Below are 15803 nucleotides of genomic sequence, written 5' to 3'. Positions count from 1 at the left end.
GAACCGGTCACCGTGCAGCCAGCGGACCGCACTGGTCGATGCGGTAGAGCACCGTGTCCCCGGCTCGGGAGACCCGTTCGAAGAGCCCGTGATCCACCGCGCGATGGACGGCCGGGAAGTGATTGCCGGACGGATCCCCGCCGTCCAGCTGATGCGGGTCGTAGAGCACGAACCTCACCCGGAGGGCGTCGAGCGCCCGGCAGACGGCCGGGTTCGACCCGATCTCGTCCAGGTTGTAGGCCAGGACGAGCCGGTCCGCGTCGAACTGCCCGTTCACGTGAGCGAAGACCGGCTCACGACCGCCGAAGACCGCGGAGAGGGCCGACCCGTCCCAGGGGTCTCCGAGCACGCGCTCGCCGGCGGGGATGATCCCGGACGAACGGGCGAAGAACGCCGCCTCCGTGCGCGAGACCACCGCGTCCCCCGCGTGCACCGACGGGAGCCGGAACACGAACCCCGTCGCCGCGCTCGTCGCCCCGAGAGCGAGGACCGCCGTCGCCGTCGTCGCGACGGCGAGGACGGCGGCGATGGCCGGGCGCCAGCGCACCGCGCGACGGCCGATCAGGCGCGCCAGGAACAGGATCCCGACCGTGGCGAGTGCCACGCCCAGCACCGGCAGGCCGGAGCTCAGACGATACCGGTCCTTGTACCAGAGGGCGGTGAGGAGCTTCGTGACGACCGCATCCGAGCCCGCCGCGAGCGCGAAGAGCACCGCCAGCGCGAGGAACGACACCACGATCCAGCGCGACCCGGGGGTGCGCGCCAGGGCGAAGAGCCCGACCGCCGTCGCCACGGCGACCAGGAGCGCCGGTGCGGTGGCGGTGCCGATGCCGGTGAGCCAGGTCTGGGTGAGCACCTGGATGAGCCCGTCGGCGACGGACTGGGTGGCCCGTGCCTGGCCGCCGCCGAGCCGGCTCTCCAGCGGACGGGAGAAGAGTCCGAGACGGACCACGGCGTAGAGGAAGCCGACGACGACCGCGGCGACCAGGACGCCTGAGCCGGTCGCCACGGCCACGACGGCGCGGCGGCGGCTGCGCCCTCCCGCGCGCCAGGCGCGGAGGAACGCGACGGCGGCGACGGCTCCGAAGAACGGGACGAGGATCACGGCGAGCGTCGCGAGGACCCGGGGCTGGCCGAGCGCGACCGCCGCGCAGGCCGTCCCGAATGCCAGGACGAGGGCGATGATCGTCCCCGCGTCCCGCGGGCGGTCACGGCGGTGGATCCATGCCGCGAAGGGAATGCCGACCGCGACCGGCAGCGCCGCCGTGGCGACGAACGTCGGATACAGGCTGCCCCATCCGAGCAGGGCGAACGGCATGGCGCCGCTGCACGCGGCGAGCGGCATCGCGATGAGCGCGACGATCCCGCCGTCGGAGGATCGCGCCACGAGCTGCGCCAGCCAGGCGGCGCCCGGGATCCACGCCACCGCGCACACGGCCACCCAGGCCGCGTTGACCGCGACCGGAATCGGAGCACCGCTGAGCTGCACGGTGAGGGCGACGAGGTCGTGCCAGGCCGCCGGATAGTACGAGAACGTCCGGGTCGTCTCGATCATCGTGCGCAGGGCGAGCGAGGAGCCGTCCCCCGTCTGCAGGATGTGCGCGATCGCGGACAGGTGGAACACGTTGTCGTAGGTCTGGCTGATCCGATCCGGGCCGGGCACGTGCGCGAACGCGACCAGCACGACGACGGCCGTCGAGGCGATCCCGACCGCGACGAGCCACCACCAGCGGACGCGCTCGCGGGGAAGCAGATCCGTCCGCGGACGCCGGCGCCGGAGCAGCATCGAGACGCCGAGGATCACCGCGGCGGGCAGCAGCGGCTGCCAGGGCGCGAAGGGGAGGCCGACGAGCGCCGCGAGAACACCGGCGACGCCGATGCTCACGACCCCGCTCACGCCCGCGAAGGCGACCCGCGCGACCAGGCCCACCCGGAGCGCGGCGGTCGCCACGACGCCGGGGACGAGCAGCAGGGCCGTCGCGGCGAGCAGTGGCAGGACGAGGTCGAGCCAGGTGGCGTCGGTCACGCGAGCTGGTTGTTCCACATCGACAGGGCGGACCCGATGGCCATGTGCATGTCCAGGTACTGGTACGTGCCGAGGCGTCCGCCGAAGAGCACGTCCTGCTCGCCCTTGGCGAGCTCGCGGTAGGCCAGCAGTCCCTCGCGGTCGGCCGCGGTGTTGACCGGGTAGTACGGCTCGTCGCCGCGCTCCGCGAAGCGCGAGAACTCGCGCATGATGACCGTCTTGTCCGTCGGGTAGCGGTCGGCGCGCTCGGGGTGGAAGTGCTTGAACTCGTGGATCCGGGTGAACGGCACGTCCGCGTCCGGGTAGTTCATGACGCTCGTGCCCTGGAAGTCGCCCACGTCGAGGACCTCCTGCTCGAGGTCGATCGTGCGCCAGCCGAGCTCGCCCTCCGCGTAGTCGAAGTAGCGGTCCACCGGGCCGGTGTAGACGACGGGGAGCCGGCCCACGGTCGCCTTCTTGTTCAGCGGCTGCGACTCGTCGAAGAAGTCGACCTCGAGCTTCACGTCGATGTTCGGGTGGTCCGCCATCCGCTCGAGCCACGCGGTGTAGCCGTCGGTGGGCAGGCCCTCCCACGTGTCGTTGAAGTACCGGTTGTCGTAGTTGTAGCGCACGGGCAGGCGGCTGATGATCGACGCCGGCAGCTCCCGGGCGTCGGTCTGCCACTGCTTGGCCGTGTAGTCCTTGATGAACGCCTCGAACAGCGGGCGCCCGATGAGCCCGATCCCGCGCTCCTCGAGGTTCGTCGCCTCGTTCGCGTCGAACTCCCCCGCCTGCTCGGCGATGACGGCGCGCGCCTCGTCGGGCGAGTACGCGGCCTGGAAGAACTGGTTGATCGTGCCGAGGTTGATCGGCAGCGGGTACACGACGCCCTTGTGCGTCGAGTACACGCGGTGCACGTAGTTCGTGAACGTCGTGAACCGGTTCACGTACTCCCACACCGTCGCGTTGGAGGTGTGGAACAGGTGCGCGCCGTACCGGTGCACCTCGATGCCGGTGGTCGGCTCGTCCTCGCTGTAGGCGTTGCCGCCGATGTGGTGACGGCGGTCGATGACGGTGACCTTGCGCCCCGCGGCCGCGGCGCGCTCGGCGATGGTGAGGCCGAAGAAGCCCGACCCGACGATGAGGAGATCCATGCGTTCCTTCGGGATGCCAGCAGACAGACGCCCAGTCTATACGGGGGCGTCCCGGAGTTCCGTCCGCGTCCCGCCGGCGTCACTCCTCGCGCGCGGGGACGAAGACGCCTCTCCAGAAGTCGCTCGAGGCGAGGCCCGGCGCCGCGTCGCGGTAACGGCGGGAGAGACGCGGCCAGCCCAGCCAGAGGCGCACGCGCAGTCCGGCCGAGCGGCGCAGCAGCGAGAACGCCTCGGCCCGGGATCGGCGGAGCAGGAAGTGCCCCGTGCCGGACGCGCTGCGCAGAAGCACCTCGTCCGCCAGCCCCAGCCGCCACCACTTCCCCGTCTTCCGGCTCACCGACTCCGGCCCGCCGGTGCTCCGCCGCACCGGGGCGAGCTGGTGCAGGAGCACACGCGCGAGCCGCCGCGCTTGGCGCACGGCCCCTCGCGGCGCCGACTCGGCCGCCCGATCCGGGACGGTGTCGGTCCCGGTCCGTACGAGCTCGTCCGCACGCACCGCCTGGCCGGCCTCCGCGAGGATCCGCTGCGCCCTCGTCCGCCCGCCGCGGAGGGTCTCCGCCAGGTGCTCCGGCCCCGTCAGGACGTCCTGGAGCGCGACGTTCCGCAGGCGCCCGGATCCGTACTGCAGGCACAGGATGTGGTTCAGGTCCTGCGCCCAGGTCGCCCAGAGCACCCGTCGCGGCCGGCGCTCGTGCACGAGGGCGGTGACGATCCGGTTGCGGAGCTGGAAGTAGGCCTGCCAGTCCAGCCCGTCGTCCTTCGAGGTCCACGGCACGTGCCAGAGCGCGACCCCGGGGATCGTCACGGTCCGGTGTCCCGCCGCGGCGGCGCGCAGACCGTACTCCGCGTCGTCCCACTTGATGAAGTAGGGCAGCGACGCTCCCACCCGGCGGATCGCCGCGGTCGGGACGAGGCACATCCACCAGCCGTTGAAGTCGACCGGACGGAATCGGCGCAGACCCGGCGTGAGCTCGAGCGGATGCGTCGCGAGGTCTGCGGCGGAGAGCTCCGGCTCGGTGGAGTGCCACCACATCGTCGCGCGATCCATCTGCTCGCCCATGGAGTGCAGCACGGTGGGATCGAGCATGCTCAGCATCTGCGCTCCGAGCAGGGGCTCGCCGATCGCCGTCGCGGCGAGCGCGTGCAGGCGCCGGATCGACTCGGCCTCGATGCGCACATCGTCGTCGAGCAGCAGCACATGCGTGGCGTCCGTGTCGAGCGCCTCGATCATCCCCCGGCTGAATCCGCCGGAACCGCCGAGATTGTCCTGCGCGATCACCCGCACCGGCACGCCGTTGCGGAGGTCTCCTGCGGGGGCGTGCGGGGCGATCGGATCCGTCCCCTGGTCCACGACGACCACGTGCGCCAGCACGTCGGCGAGTTCGTCGTCGCCGAGGGCGCCGATCAGCAGCGCGCAGTCCTCCACCCGGTTCATGGTGGTGATCGCCACGTCCATCCGCACCGGCCGGGTCGTCGCATCGATGCGCCATTCGGCATCGGACACGCGGACGGGGCCCGCTCCGGCCTCGGTCTCGAGCCACACCCAGGTGAGGCCGTCCGGGAAGGACCCGGTCGAGAGGATCAGCTCCCCGGCGCCCCGCGCCTCGGCGAGCGTGCACGGCGCGCCGTCGGCGGTGACGCCGCGCAGCCGGTGGATCCCCTCCCCCTCGGCGTGCAGGTGCAGGGCCGCCCGGTCGATGCCCGAGACGGACGCCCAGATCGCCGCGGGGAACGCATTGAAGTACGTCGCGAACGACCCCCGCGATCCGGGCGGCACGGAGAACGAGCTCCTGCCCTCGGCGACTGCGTCGCCGCGCAGGTACAGCGCGGGCGCCTCGGCGGCGATCCCGTCCCGGGGGAAGACGAGGCGCTGCGCGACGACGCCTCCGGGCTCAGCGGCCACGGAACCGGCGCCATCCGCGGCGGGCGACCTCGACCGCCCTCTGCCCGAGAGACCTGCGCGCGGCGAGCTGGCGCTCGATCTCGTCCTGGACGAAGCGGGAGAGATACAGCATGAGCCCGTCGCCGTGGGTCGCCGCGAAAGCCCGCAGCGCCTCGTCCCGGATCATCCGGTCGTAGCGGTCGTGCTCGTCCGCCAGCACGAACATGCTGTTGCCCAGGATGCCGTCCTGCCCGCGGCGCTGCATCCAGTACGCGCCGACGCGGTCCCGGAGATAGCCGATCGGATGCAGCCGCAGCACCCGCAGGTTGAACTCCCAGTCCTCGGCGGCGTGCACGTCCTCGCGATACAGGCCGACCTCGGCGTGCAGAGCCCTGCGATACAGGTAGGCGATCGGGACGAACCGGTTGACCTGCAGCATGTCCGCGTACGTGATCCGCGACATCGCGCCCCAGAACGGCTCCCGCCCGGTCTCGACGATCCGGCCCTGGTCGATCCGTTCGTAGACGATCTCCGTGCGGCTCACGACTCCCGCGTCCGCCGGGGAGGCGTCCAGCCACGCCACGGAGTCGGCGAGGAAGAACGGCGCCCAGAGGTCGTCGTCGTCGTGCAGCACCAGGAACTCGGTGGACAGCGCCTGCACGCCCGCGTTCGCCGCCGCCGAGCGGCCCAGGCCGCCGGTGCGATGGATCACGGACGTCTTGGCGCGGATCCCGGCCGGGAGCTCCGCCACCAGGCGATCGACCGGAGCGGGATCCCCGCCGTCGTTCACGACGACGACGGACCAGTCCGTGAACGTCTGCGCGGCGATGTCGCGCAGCGCACGTTCGAGGAAAACCGGCCGATCCTTGGTCCTCACGACGATGCCCACGCGTACGGACGATTCGGGCAAAGGAACTCCTGTGGCTGCCGGGGTTTCGATCTTCGAAGGCTATCACCACGCATTCCGCCCGCTCCGGCGCGGCCGCAGCCCCGCACGCGATCAGCGCGGATCTTCCGGGCTCGCAGACAGCATCTGGCAAGATGGTCGATTGTGAAGGGCATCATTCTTGCTGGCGGCTCCGGGACGCGACTGCATCCAGTCACCCTCGGCGTATCGAAACAGCTCATCCCCGTGTACGACAAGCCGATGGTGTACTACCCGCTGTCGACCCTCATGCTCGCGGGCATCCAGGAGATCCTCGTGATCACCACCCCGCACGATGCCCCGGCGTTCGAGCGCCTCCTCGGCGACGGCTCGCAGTTCGGCATCTCGATCACGTTCGCCCAGCAGCCGTCCCCGGACGGACTGGCCCAGGCCTTCGTGATCGGCGCCGACTTCATCGGCGACGACGCGGTGGCCCTCGTCCTCGGCGACAACCTGCTCTACGGCCCCGGACTCGGCACGCGGATGAAGCAGTACACGAACATCGTCGGTGGGCGGGTGTTCGCGTACTGGGTCGCGGATCCGCAGGCCTACGGCGTGGTGGACTTCGACGAGCAGGGTCGTGCCGTCTCCCTCGAGGAGAAGCCCGCGAACCCGAAGAGCAACTACGCGGTGCCCGGTCTGTACTTCTACGACAACGACGTCGTCGAGATCGCCCGCAACCTCACGCCGAGCGCGCGAGGCGAGTACGAGATCACCGACGTGAACCGCATCTATCTCGAGCGGGGACGACTCGACGTCGAGGTGCTGCCGCGCGGCACCGCGTGGCTCGACACCGGCACGTTCGACCAGATGACCGACGCCGCGGACTACGTGCGCACGATGGAGCGTCGCGTCGGGATGCGGATCGGAGTGCCCGAAGAGGTGGCCTGGCGCCAGGGGTTCATCACGGACGAGCAGCTGCGCGAACGCGCGGTGCACCTCACGAAGTCGGGCTACGGCACCTACCTGTTGGAAATTCTGGAACGAGGACTTTGATGACGCGCCTCCTGGTCACCGGCGGCGCCGGTTTCATCGGATCGAATTTCGTGCACCACGTGGTCGAGAACACCGATCACGAAGTGACCGTGCTCGACAAGCTCACCTACGCGGGCAACCCGGCATCGCTCGCCGACCTGCCGTCGAACCGGGTCCGCCTCGTGGTCGGCGACATCGCCGACGCGGAGCTGGTCGACGAGCTGTTCGGGCAGGTCGATCAGGTCGTGCACTACGCCGCCGAGTCGCACAACGACAACTCGCTGCACGACCCCCGCCCCTTCCTCGACACGAACATCGTGGGCACCTACACGCTGCTCGAGGCGGCCCGGCGGCACGGGACGCGGTTCCACCACATCTCGACCGACGAGGTCTACGGCGATCTGGAGCTCGACGACCCGCAGCGCTTCACCGAGTCCACCCCGTACAACCCGTCGTCCCCCTACTCGTCGACCAAGGCCGGGTCGGACCTGCTCGTGCGGGCCTGGGTGCGCTCCTTCGGCGTGCAGGCGACGATCTCGAACTGCTCGAACAACTACGGCCCGTACCAGCACGTCGAGAAGTTCATCCCGCGTCAGATCACGAACGTGATCCGCGGCATCCGTCCGAAGCTCTACGGGGCGGGCGAGAACGTGCGCGACTGGATCCACGCGGACGACCACTCCTCGGCGGTGCTGACCGTCCTCGAGAAGGGCGAGATCGGGCAGACCTATCTGATCGGCGCGGAGGGCGAGAAGAACAACCGGGAGGTCATCGAGCTCATCCTGAGCCTGATGGGCCAGTCCCCCGACGCCTACGACCACGTCACCGACCGCGCCGGTCACGATCTGCGCTACGCGATCGATGCGACCCGGCTGCGGACGGAGCTGGGCTGGAAGCCCGCCTTCCAGGACTTCGAGGCAGGGCTCGCCGCGACCATCCATTGGTACACGCAGAACGAGGAGTGGTGGGCACCCGCGAAGGCCGGCGTCGAGGCCTTCTACGCCGCCAAGGGTCAGTGACCCTGACCGAGGTGCGCTGACTCCGGTCGTCGGCCCGGGACGCGCTCCGCTGATCACGCCCGTGTCCCGGGCCGACGCCTTCCCCCTCAGGAGCTTCTTCACCCTCAGGAGCATCTTCGAATGACCGAACGCATCCTCATCACCGGTGGTGCCGGATTCATCGGGTCGGCGCTCGCACGGCGGCTGGTCGACGCGGGCCATCGCGTCACCGTGCTCGACGCGCTGATCGCACAGGTGCACGGAGCCGACCCGGCGACGACGTCGCCGCTGCTGCGCTCGCTGAACGGCATCGCGGACGTGCACGTCGGGACCGTGACGTCGACGGATGATCTCCGCCGGGCGCTCGCGGACGCGACCATCGTGGTCCATCTCGCGAGCGAGACCGGCACCGGTCAGTCGATGTACGAGATCGACCGCTATGTGAGCGTGAACGTCGGCGGCACGGCCAAGCTCCTCAACCTGCTGGCGAACGAACCGCACTCGGTGCGCCGGATCGTCGTCGCCTCGTCGCGATCGATCTACGGCGAGGGCGCGTACCGCACGGACGGCGGAGAATGCGTCTTCCCCCCGCACCGCTCCGCCGCGGCGATGGAGGCCGGCGATTTCCAGGTCCACATGGACGGCTTCGGGCCTCTCACCCCGATAGCGACCCACGAGACGGCGCTCCTGCACCCGTCATCGGTCTACGGGATCACCAAGCAGTCGCAGGAGGCGCTCATCATGACGACGGCGCCGGCACTCGGGATCGAGTCGGTCTCGCTGCGCTATCAGAACGTGTACGGCCCGGGACAGTCGCTCAAGAACCCCTACACGGGCATCCTGTCCATCTTCTCGACGCTCATCCGCGAGAACAAGGCGATCAACCTCTTCGAGGACGGCGAGGAGAGCCGGGACTTCGTCTACATCGACGACGTGGTCGATGCCACGTTCCGCGCCTGCTTCTGCGCCGACGCCAATGGCGCGATCATCAACGTCGGATCCGGTGTCGCCACAACGGTCTCGGAGGTCGTCGCGACCCTGTTCATCGCCTTCGGCACCACCGTCCCGGTCTCCATCTCGGGCAACTTCCGGCTCGGGGACATCCGCCACAACGTGGCGGACGTGAACCGTGCCCGTGACGTGCTCGGTTTCGTCGCTCAGGTGCCGTTCACCGAGGGCATCCAGCGCTTCGTCGAGTGGGTCCGGTCCGAGCCCCTCGAGGAGGACTCCTACGCGCAGTCGCTCGCCGAGATGGCGGAGCGCAAGCTGTTGAAGTGAGCACGCCCGCCGGCCCGCGTGACATCGGGGCCGACAGCCACGCCGGAACGGGGCACCTCGGTGACCCGTTACTGTAGTAGCTGGTCGAGCCGGCGGTTGTGCCGCGATGACGACGAACGCGCGGGCGCGAGGGGGGCGCACATGCCATCCCCTCGGACCGATGCCACCGGGGTGGCGACGAATTGAGAGGGCAGATCAGTTGCAGAAGATGTCGGACGTGACGGAAGAAGGAGTCGTCGCGACTCCCTCCCGTGGCTCGTGGTGGCAGGTGTCGATCGGCAGCTACGGCAACCTGCTCGTGATCGCCGTCGTCGCCGTCGCGACCCTGTTCTGGCTGAGCACCTACGTCATCATCCACTATTTCTCCCGTGATGTCTTCACATCGGTGCTCTATGCCGGCGTGGAACCGTGCTGGCCGGGGGTCCCGACGATCGGCTATCACTGCTTCGGCGACTTCAGCGTCATGCGCCTCGTGGTCTTCTCGGCCGATCCCTGGGATGTCCCGGGAGTGGGAACCTGGAACTATCCCGCATCCGGCATGATCCCGTCGCTGATCTTCATCGCCATCGGCAAGCTCGTCGGGTCCGACAAGGCCGGGCTCCTGCTCTATCTGGGCGCCGCGATGGTCAGCCTCGCATTTCCCGCGTACTGGGCTGCACGCTACCGCCCGTTGACGGCGCGGATCGTCATCTGGTCCTCCTTCGGGATCCTGTCCGTGCCGACGCTCATGGCTCTCGACCGAGGCAATGTCGTCGCGTTCGCGGTTCCCGCGATCATGATCGCCGTCTTCGCATTCGCCAGGGGGGCGAACGCGACCGCGGTCATCGCCCTGTCCGCCGCCGCATTGGTCAAGCCGCAGTTCGCCTTCGCCGTCCTCGCGTTCCTGATCGTCGCTCGATACCGCTGGTTCTTCATCTCGATCGGCGCGGTCATCGTCTCGAACCTCGCGGCGTTCCTGCTCTGGCCGGCGCACTTCCCGTCGACCCTCGTCAAAGCCGTCAACGGCATCCTGTTCTTCGGAAACGGCGGGACATCAGGGCTGACGAGGGTCGGCCCGCCGACGAACTCGTCGATCGCGGAGGGGATCTACCTCGTCGAGTTCTGGACGCGACAGGCGCTGGGTCTGGACGCCAAGCACACCTTCGTCGCCGCGCACGACACCCTGGTCTCCGGGATCGCGGTCGTCCTCGTCGTCGCCGCCATCTGGTTCGCGCGACGCCGCATGAGCCCGGCCCTGCTGATCGCCATGCTCTTCCTGATCTCCGCGATCGCCGTGCCGACGACCTTCACGTACTACTACGTCGCGGCCCTTCCCGTGGCCGCCGTCGTCCTGAGGGACCCGACGGCACCCGTACATGCGGACTCCCGCGTCTTCACGGGCGTCCTCGACCAGGGATCCACGCCCCGGTGGCCCGTGATGATCGCTTCGGTCTTCCTGATCCTGACGCTGGCCGTCACGGTGTCGCGGATCGTCCTCGCCACTCCGGTCGTGCCGAACACCCCGTACGTCCAGACCAACGGAGAACTTCTGGGAATCCAGTGGGTCGTCGCCGTGCTCTGGTTCTGCCTGGCTGTGCGCCTGACGCGCCGACGCGAATCCGAGCTCGCGGCGTGAGGAAGCACGCCCAGCACGTTCTGCGCTTCAGCCTCGTCGGCGTGGTCAACACGCTCGTCGACTTCTTCGTCTACCTCGTGCTCGCGTGGGCCGGTGTTCCCCCGTTCATCGCCAATCTCATCTCGACGAGCTGCGGCCTCCTGACGAGCTATTTCGGGAACCGGTACTTCACGTTCAAGGTCCACCCGACGGGGCGGCGTTCGGCGGCCGTCCAGCTGGCCAAGTTCATCGTCGTCACGGGTGTCGGGTTGTGGATCATCCAACCTCTCGTGATCTGGGGCGTGGGAGCGGTCCTCGCCGGCTTCCACCCTACCGAGATCCTTCGCATCGCGATCCCGAAGGCTGCGGCGATCGGCATCGCCCTCGTCTGGAACTTCCTGATGTTCAAGACCGTCGTCTTCCGGCCGGCGACGGCGGGCGCCGACGACTCGCGGTCGGAGTCCTGAGACCTCCGCAGCAGGGTCACGACCGCAGTGTGCGGCGCATCTTCATGATGCCGACGGGCAACGACGTGAGGTGACGCTGGTCGAGGTCCGGCCAGACGACGGACTGCACCGTCAGATTCCGGGCCTGCATGCTGGCCTGCGGCGTCGAGGCCATCACGACGAGCGGCCGTCGCTTGAGTTCGGTCCTGACCGCGCCGAGGATCGAGGCGATCGAGGTCGGGGAGTTCGCGGCGATGATCTTCGTCACCGTCTGGGACGAGGATGCCGTCGCGCATCTGTCCACGCAGTCGAGGATGAGCGCGGCCGCGTCGTCGACGTAGATGTAATCCCGCAACGTGTCCAGTGGCATGAAGATCGTCGTGGCGTTGCGTTCGAGGTTCTTCTGCAGCAGGACCGAGATGAGGCCCTGTCCCTTGCGCATGTCCTGTCCGGCGCCGTACAGGTTCGACAGTCGGCCGATGAACACCCGGACGCTGTGGGCGTGCGCGAATCGCCGGACGATGTTCTCTGCGCGAAGCTTTGCCTCTCCATAGGGGGAGATCGCCTGGGTCGCCGAGACCTCGGTGATCGGGGCGTCGGTGCTGCCCCCGTACACGCCGCCGACGGACGAGGGGTAGAACAGCGTGAGAGACGCCAGTTCCTCGGGAGAGAGGTGGTTCGCAAGCGACTCGAGGAACTCGGACAGGACGGAGATCTCCTGCTCGAGATGCGCCTGACCGCTGGACGTCACGCCGGAGCCCGCACACCACAGGATCTCGAGTCGCCGGCCGTTCCGGATCCTTCGAAATCCTTGCAGCCCCGCGGTCAGGCTCGCGAGAGCCGACTCCCGGCTGTCCCACGTCACGCGATGCGTGAAGGGCGCTTCGCCGCGTTCGGCGGCTGCTCGACAGATCGCACCCCCGAGGAGTCCTCCTGCGCCGATGACCCACCGATGAGGTCGCGCGTATGACTCTGACATGGGTTACTGCGTCGGCGACCGGGGAGCCTGAGCGACGGAATCGCGGTAGAGCGGGCCGGCAAGGGGATCGGACGAGATCACGTACAGCGGCCGCCCCAGGGCGGAGTTCACGGCGACTCCGATGTACTCCGCCAGGACCCCGAGCGCGAAGAGGATCGCGCCGCTGGAGAGGAGGATCACCACCATCAGGGAACTCCAGCCCTGAATGTTCGTCCCCGCGCCGACGAGATGCGCGACCGCGATCCAGACCGCGAGCACGACTCCGATGAGGGCGATGAGCGCACCCAGAAGGCTCACGAGGCGGAGCACGCGGGTACCGCTGGTGACGACCATGCGCCAGAAGTGCGAGAGGAGGGTCCGCAGCCGGTATCCCGAACGCCGGTCGTCGCCCTCCTGGCGTGCCACGACAGGGGCGGTCGAGGTCTTGTTCGCGATCCAACCCAGCGCGACGTCGAGATAGACGCCGGGCCCGGCGTAGGCGGCGACGCTCCTGCCGACCTCTCCGAGCAGGAACCGGTAACTGTTGTACTTCGAGGCCTGGTCCGATCCCATCAGCATCGATGTGATGCGCTTCGACGCGCGAGAGGCGGCGTTGCGGAACGCCCCGTGCGGAGGAGGATTCGTCGGGGCGCCGTAGACGACACCCGCGCGGTCCTCGACGGCGGCGTCGAGGAGGCGGCCGATGAATGCCGGATCCTGTTGCCCGTCTTCGTCCATCGTGACGATCCAGTCACCACTGGAGGAGGCCATTCCGGCCATCGTCGCCGGGTGCTGGCCGAAGTTCCTCGACAACCAGACCGGCCGCACGATCGCGTGTCGCTCGGCGAGCTCGCGGATCACCCGAGCGGAACCATCGGGTCCGTGGTCGTAGACCGGGATGATCTCCGTCACCTCGAACCGCCGGCCCTGAGGCGAAGCCGACGTGACCGAGTACTCCACGAGTTCTTCAACCACCCGGCCCAGCGTCCGCTCGCCCTGGTAGACGGGAATGACGACACTGACGCGGTGAGGCGTGGGCGACGCGGAGGGGGAGCTTTCGTTCATCGTTCGCAATCCTAGTTCAGGCGGGTCTGCGGCGTCCGATGCGGCATTCGCTCGACGCCCGCGCAGCGCGCGATCGACTCAGCCCTGATCCATCGTCCGGAGCTCGCGCAGGCGCGGGTGGGCACGATCCTTGTCGGAGAGCTCCGCCTGCTCCAGCGGGATGGGCCACTCGATCGCGGCCTCTTCGTCCGCGAGGTTCAGGAACGTGTACTCCGCCTGTGCACCGGGCTTCCAGTGGTCGTTCACCAGGTAGGTGTACGCCGTGTTGGGCTCCAGCGTCTGGTACGCGTTGCCCACGCCTCGGGGGACGTAGATGGCCGTCGACGGATCGAGCACCGCCGTGAACACCGTCCCGAAGTTGTCGGGGCGAAGGTCCACCCACGCCCCGAACACGCTGCCGAAGGCGATCGAGATGAATTTGTCCCAGGGCTCCGCGTGGATTCCGCGGGTCGTGCCGACGGCGTCGTTGAACGAGATGTTGTTCTGCACCGGGCCGAAATCGGGCAGGCCGATCGCGAGCATCTTCTCGCGCTGCCAGTTCTCCTTGAACCAGCCCCGGTTGTCGCCGTGGACGGGCAGATCGATGAGGAGCATGCCGGGAATCGGCGTGGAGTGCGCGGCCAGAGGCTTACCGTATTCGAGAGGCATATCCACGGAGCCTAGCGTGCGGTTCCCGCGGCCGCTGCCGGGGCGGCGCTCGCCATCAGCTGCCGGATCCGGGTCGCGTCCCCCCACACGCCCGGCGAGTCGTACTCGCGGTCGGGGAACGCACCGTATTCCAGCGTGATCGCCAGAGAGTTGTCGGCGATGAACTGCTCGACGCGAGCACCCAGGGACATGGGCTCGCCCGAGGCGCAGTTGATGATTCCGGTGACGCCGTCCGTGACCGATGCGACGGCGATCTGGTCGGCCAGCTCGTGCACGTCGATGAAGTCGTACTCGTTGCGTCCGGAGGTGAACGGGAACGTCGTCTGCCCGCGGTCGGCCGCGTCGAGCAGCTTCGCGAAGATCGAGCTGTTGTTCCGGTCGTCCCCCAGGATGTAGAAGCAGCGCAGCCAGGCGACATCCGTCGTGGCCGGGATCGCGACGTCCAGGGCGGTGCGCAGCGCGTTCTTCGCGATGCCGTACAGGGATCGGGGGCGCGCCGGAGTGGTCTCGTCGATCGCGCCCTCCCAGTAGCCGATCTCGTGCATCGTCCCCAGGACGCTGAGTCGGGGCACGCCGAGCTCGGCCACCGCGGTCAGGAGGCGGAAGTGCGCGGACAGCGCCAGCATGTGCGAAGGCGCGTCATGGCGGAAGCCGTCCTGCCAGGCGAGGTGGACGAACGCCGCGGTGGACGCGTCGACGACGGTGGCGGGGTCGAACTCCGGGGCGAGGATGTCCGCTTCCCTGATCTCGGCCGCCGGATCGACCCGATCGCGGGATCCCGGACGGACCACGGCGACGACGCGGTGGCCCCGATTGATCAGAGCGGTCACGACGTGGCGACCGATGTAACCGGCGGCACCGGTCACGACGACGGCGGAGGGTTCTGGGGAAGCACTCATGATGTCTCAAGTATATTTCTTGGTGTGCGTTCGAACAGGGCAGGACTGAGTCGGTCAGATGACGACTGAAGGTCAGATGACGGCTGACGACCGCTACGCGCGCCTGGCCGAACTGCCATTGCGCCCCCTGGGCGGATCCCCGGCACCGGCGAGCAGGCTGCGCGAGATCCTACGACACAGGGAGCTTCTCTGGCTGCTGACCCGTCGCGACCTCCAGGTGCGCTACCGCGGGAGCGCGCTGGGGTTCCTGTGGACCCTGATCCGGCCGATCGTCCTTCTGATGACCTACTTCCTGATCCTCGGTCAGGTGCTCGGCGCAGCGAAGGGCGTGCCGAACTTCGGCATCTACATCTTCTCGGGGCTGACCATCTTCATGCTCTTCTCCGAGAGCCTGGGCGCCGCGGCGGGCTCCATCGTGAACAACGCGGGCCTCGTCAAGAAGATCTATCTCCCGCGCGAGATCTTCCCGCTCGCGTCCGTGGGCGGTGCGATCTTCCTCTTCGGCATGCAGCTGCTCGTCCTCATCGGAGCGGTCGTCGTGTTCCGGGAGTGGCCGGATCCGAGCGGCCTGTGGTATCTGCTCCCGTCCATTCTCCTCGTGCTCGTCTACGTGCTCGCGGCCGGACTCATCCTGTCGGCGCTGAACGTGTACCTGCGCGACGTGCAGTACATCACCGAGATCCTGCTCACCCTGCTCATGTGGGCCTCCCCCATCGTCTATTCCTGGCGCATGGTCGCCGCGGTCTTCACGCGCTTCGGGCTGCCGTCCTGGACCCTCGAGCTCTACACCAACAACCCGCTCACCCTCGCCGTGCTCGGGTTCCACCGCGCACTGTGGGCAGGTGGAACGGCAGCGGATTACCCCACCGATCTCGCACTGCGGATGGGCATCGCCGGCATCGTCGGCGTTGCCCTCCTGTTCGTCGCGCATTGGCTGTTCCAGCGCATGCAGGGCAGTCTCGCTCAGGAGCTGTGA

The 15803-nt window shown here is 68.7% G+C and carries 13 protein-coding genes and 1 pseudogene; 6 read left to right on the top strand and 8 right to left on the bottom strand.

The genetic code is table 11. The features are described from left to right. Nucleotides 1-7 precede the first annotated feature (7 nt). The 4 genes from RBR11_RS15845 to RBR11_RS15830 all read right to left on the bottom strand — a co-directional run bounded on the left by RBR11_RS15845 (nucleotide 8) and on the right by RBR11_RS15830 (nucleotide 5951). Nucleotides 8-2026, bottom strand: coding sequence for a DUF6541 family protein (locus tag RBR11_RS15845; protein WP_308490341.1), 2019 nt, complete (start codon nucleotides 2024-2026; stop codon nucleotides 8-10). Then, the gene (gene glf / locus RBR11_RS15840; RefSeq protein WP_308490340.1) at nucleotides 2023-3159 is read right to left on the bottom strand and encodes a UDP-galactopyranose mutase; all 1137 of its coding nucleotides are present in this window, start codon (nucleotides 3157-3159) and stop codon (nucleotides 2023-2025) included. Before glf ends, RBR11_RS15845 begins: the two co-directional genes overlap by 4 nt. Nucleotides 3160-3238: 79 nt before the next feature. Then, nucleotides 3239-5062 (bottom strand): glycosyltransferase, encoded by a 1824-nt coding sequence (locus RBR11_RS15835; RefSeq protein ID WP_308490339.1) that lies wholly within the window; start codon nucleotides 5060-5062, stop codon nucleotides 3239-3241. Then, complete coding sequence (locus RBR11_RS15830) at nucleotides 5052-5951, bottom strand: glycosyltransferase family 2 protein (protein ID WP_308490338.1); 900 nt, start codon at nucleotides 5949-5951, stop codon at nucleotides 5052-5054. The genes RBR11_RS15835 and RBR11_RS15830 overlap by 11 nt, the downstream gene beginning before the upstream one ends. Nucleotides 5952-6092: 141 nt before the next feature. Between RBR11_RS15830 and rfbA the strand changes: the two genes are divergently transcribed. From rfbA to RBR11_RS15805, 5 genes are all read left to right on the top strand, one after another. Then, nucleotides 6093-6962 (top strand): glucose-1-phosphate thymidylyltransferase RfbA, encoded by an 870-nt coding sequence (gene rfbA / locus RBR11_RS15825; RefSeq protein WP_308490337.1) that lies wholly within the window; start codon nucleotides 6093-6095, stop codon nucleotides 6960-6962. Next, nucleotides 6962-7960, top strand: a complete 999-nt coding sequence (rfbB, locus tag RBR11_RS15820) for a dTDP-glucose 4,6-dehydratase (RefSeq protein WP_308490336.1) — start codon at nucleotides 6962-6964, stop codon at nucleotides 7958-7960. Before rfbA ends, rfbB begins: the two co-directional genes overlap by 1 nt. A gap of 120 nt (nucleotides 7961-8080) precedes the next feature. Continuing rightward, nucleotides 8081-9217 carry an NAD-dependent epimerase/dehydratase family protein gene (locus tag RBR11_RS15815; RefSeq protein WP_308490335.1) on the top strand — a complete coding sequence of 379 codons (1137 nt, stop codon included), beginning with the start codon at nucleotides 8081-8083 and terminating at the stop codon, nucleotides 9215-9217. Nucleotides 9218-9434: 217 nt separating this feature from the next. Then, entirely contained in the window at nucleotides 9435-10832 is a 1398-nt protein-coding gene (locus RBR11_RS15810) for a hypothetical protein (protein WP_308490334.1), read from the top strand. After that, nucleotides 10829-11278: a GtrA family protein gene (locus tag RBR11_RS15805; RefSeq protein WP_308490333.1), complete on the top strand. Its 450-nt coding sequence runs from the start codon at nucleotides 10829-10831 to the stop codon at nucleotides 11276-11278. The genes RBR11_RS15810 and RBR11_RS15805 overlap by 4 nt, the downstream gene beginning before the upstream one ends. A gap of 16 nt (nucleotides 11279-11294) precedes the next feature. On the opposite strand, the gene RBR11_RS15800 is transcribed toward RBR11_RS15805, so the two are convergent. The 4 genes and pseudogenes from RBR11_RS15800 to RBR11_RS15785 all read right to left on the bottom strand — a co-directional run bounded on the left by RBR11_RS15800 (nucleotide 11295) and on the right by RBR11_RS15785 (nucleotide 14827). Next, the gene (locus tag RBR11_RS15800; protein WP_308490332.1) at nucleotides 11295-12236 is read right to left on the bottom strand and encodes an NAD-dependent epimerase/dehydratase family protein; all 942 of its coding nucleotides are present in this window, start codon (nucleotides 12234-12236) and stop codon (nucleotides 11295-11297) included. A 3-nt stretch (nucleotides 12237-12239) separates the two neighbouring features. Further along, a complete protein-coding gene (locus RBR11_RS15795) occupies nucleotides 12240-13280 on the bottom strand; it encodes a glycosyltransferase (protein ID WP_308490331.1) in 1041 nt (346 codons plus the stop codon). Between the two features lie 90 nt (nucleotides 13281-13370). Further along, nucleotides 13371-13928: pseudogene (locus RBR11_RS15790) on the bottom strand (dTDP-4-dehydrorhamnose 3,5-epimerase family protein); the annotation flags it as partial. Between the two features lie 11 nt (nucleotides 13929-13939). Continuing rightward, nucleotides 13940-14827 (bottom strand): NAD-dependent epimerase/dehydratase family protein, encoded by an 888-nt coding sequence (locus RBR11_RS15785; RefSeq protein ID WP_308490330.1) that lies wholly within the window; start codon nucleotides 14825-14827, stop codon nucleotides 13940-13942. Nucleotides 14828-14903: 76 nt separating this feature from the next. Here RBR11_RS15785 and RBR11_RS15780 point away from each other — a divergent pair, with 76 nt between their 5' ends. Continuing rightward, a complete protein-coding gene (locus tag RBR11_RS15780) occupies nucleotides 14904-15803 on the top strand; it encodes an ABC transporter permease (RefSeq protein WP_308490329.1) in 900 nt (299 codons plus the stop codon).

The organism is Microbacterium capsulatum (genome assembly GCF_030865425.1).
Lineage (GTDB): Bacteria > Actinomycetota > Actinomycetes > Actinomycetales > Microbacteriaceae > Microbacterium > Microbacterium capsulatum.
This window is presented reverse-complemented; position numbering and strand designations above follow the sequence as displayed.

Bases quoted from the DNA above. Each gene is read 5' to 3' on its own strand.
- glf (WP_308490340.1), bottom strand. From the start codon at position 3,159: ATGGATCTCCTCATCGTCGGGTCGGGCTTCTTCGGCCTCACCATCGCC.
- rfbB (WP_308490336.1), top strand. From the start codon at position 6,962: ATGACGCGCCTCCTGGTCACCGGCGGCGCCGGTTTCATCGGATCGAAT.
- RBR11_RS15815 (WP_308490335.1), top strand. From the start codon at position 8,081: ATGACCGAACGCATCCTCATCACCGGTGGTGCCGGATTCATCGGGTCG.
- RBR11_RS15800 (WP_308490332.1), bottom strand. From the start codon at position 12,236: ATGTCAGAGTCATACGCGCGACCTCATCGGTGGGTCATCGGCGCAGGA.
- RBR11_RS15795 (WP_308490331.1), bottom strand. From the start codon at position 13,280: ATGAACGAAAGCTCCCCCTCCGCGTCGCCCACGCCTCACCGCGTCAGT.
- RBR11_RS15785 (WP_308490330.1), bottom strand. From the start codon at position 14,827: ATGAGTGCTTCCCCAGAACCCTCCGCCGTCGTCGTGACCGGTGCCGCC.
- RBR11_RS15780 (WP_308490329.1), top strand. From the start codon at position 14,904: ATGACGGCTGACGACCGCTACGCGCGCCTGGCCGAACTGCCATTGCGC.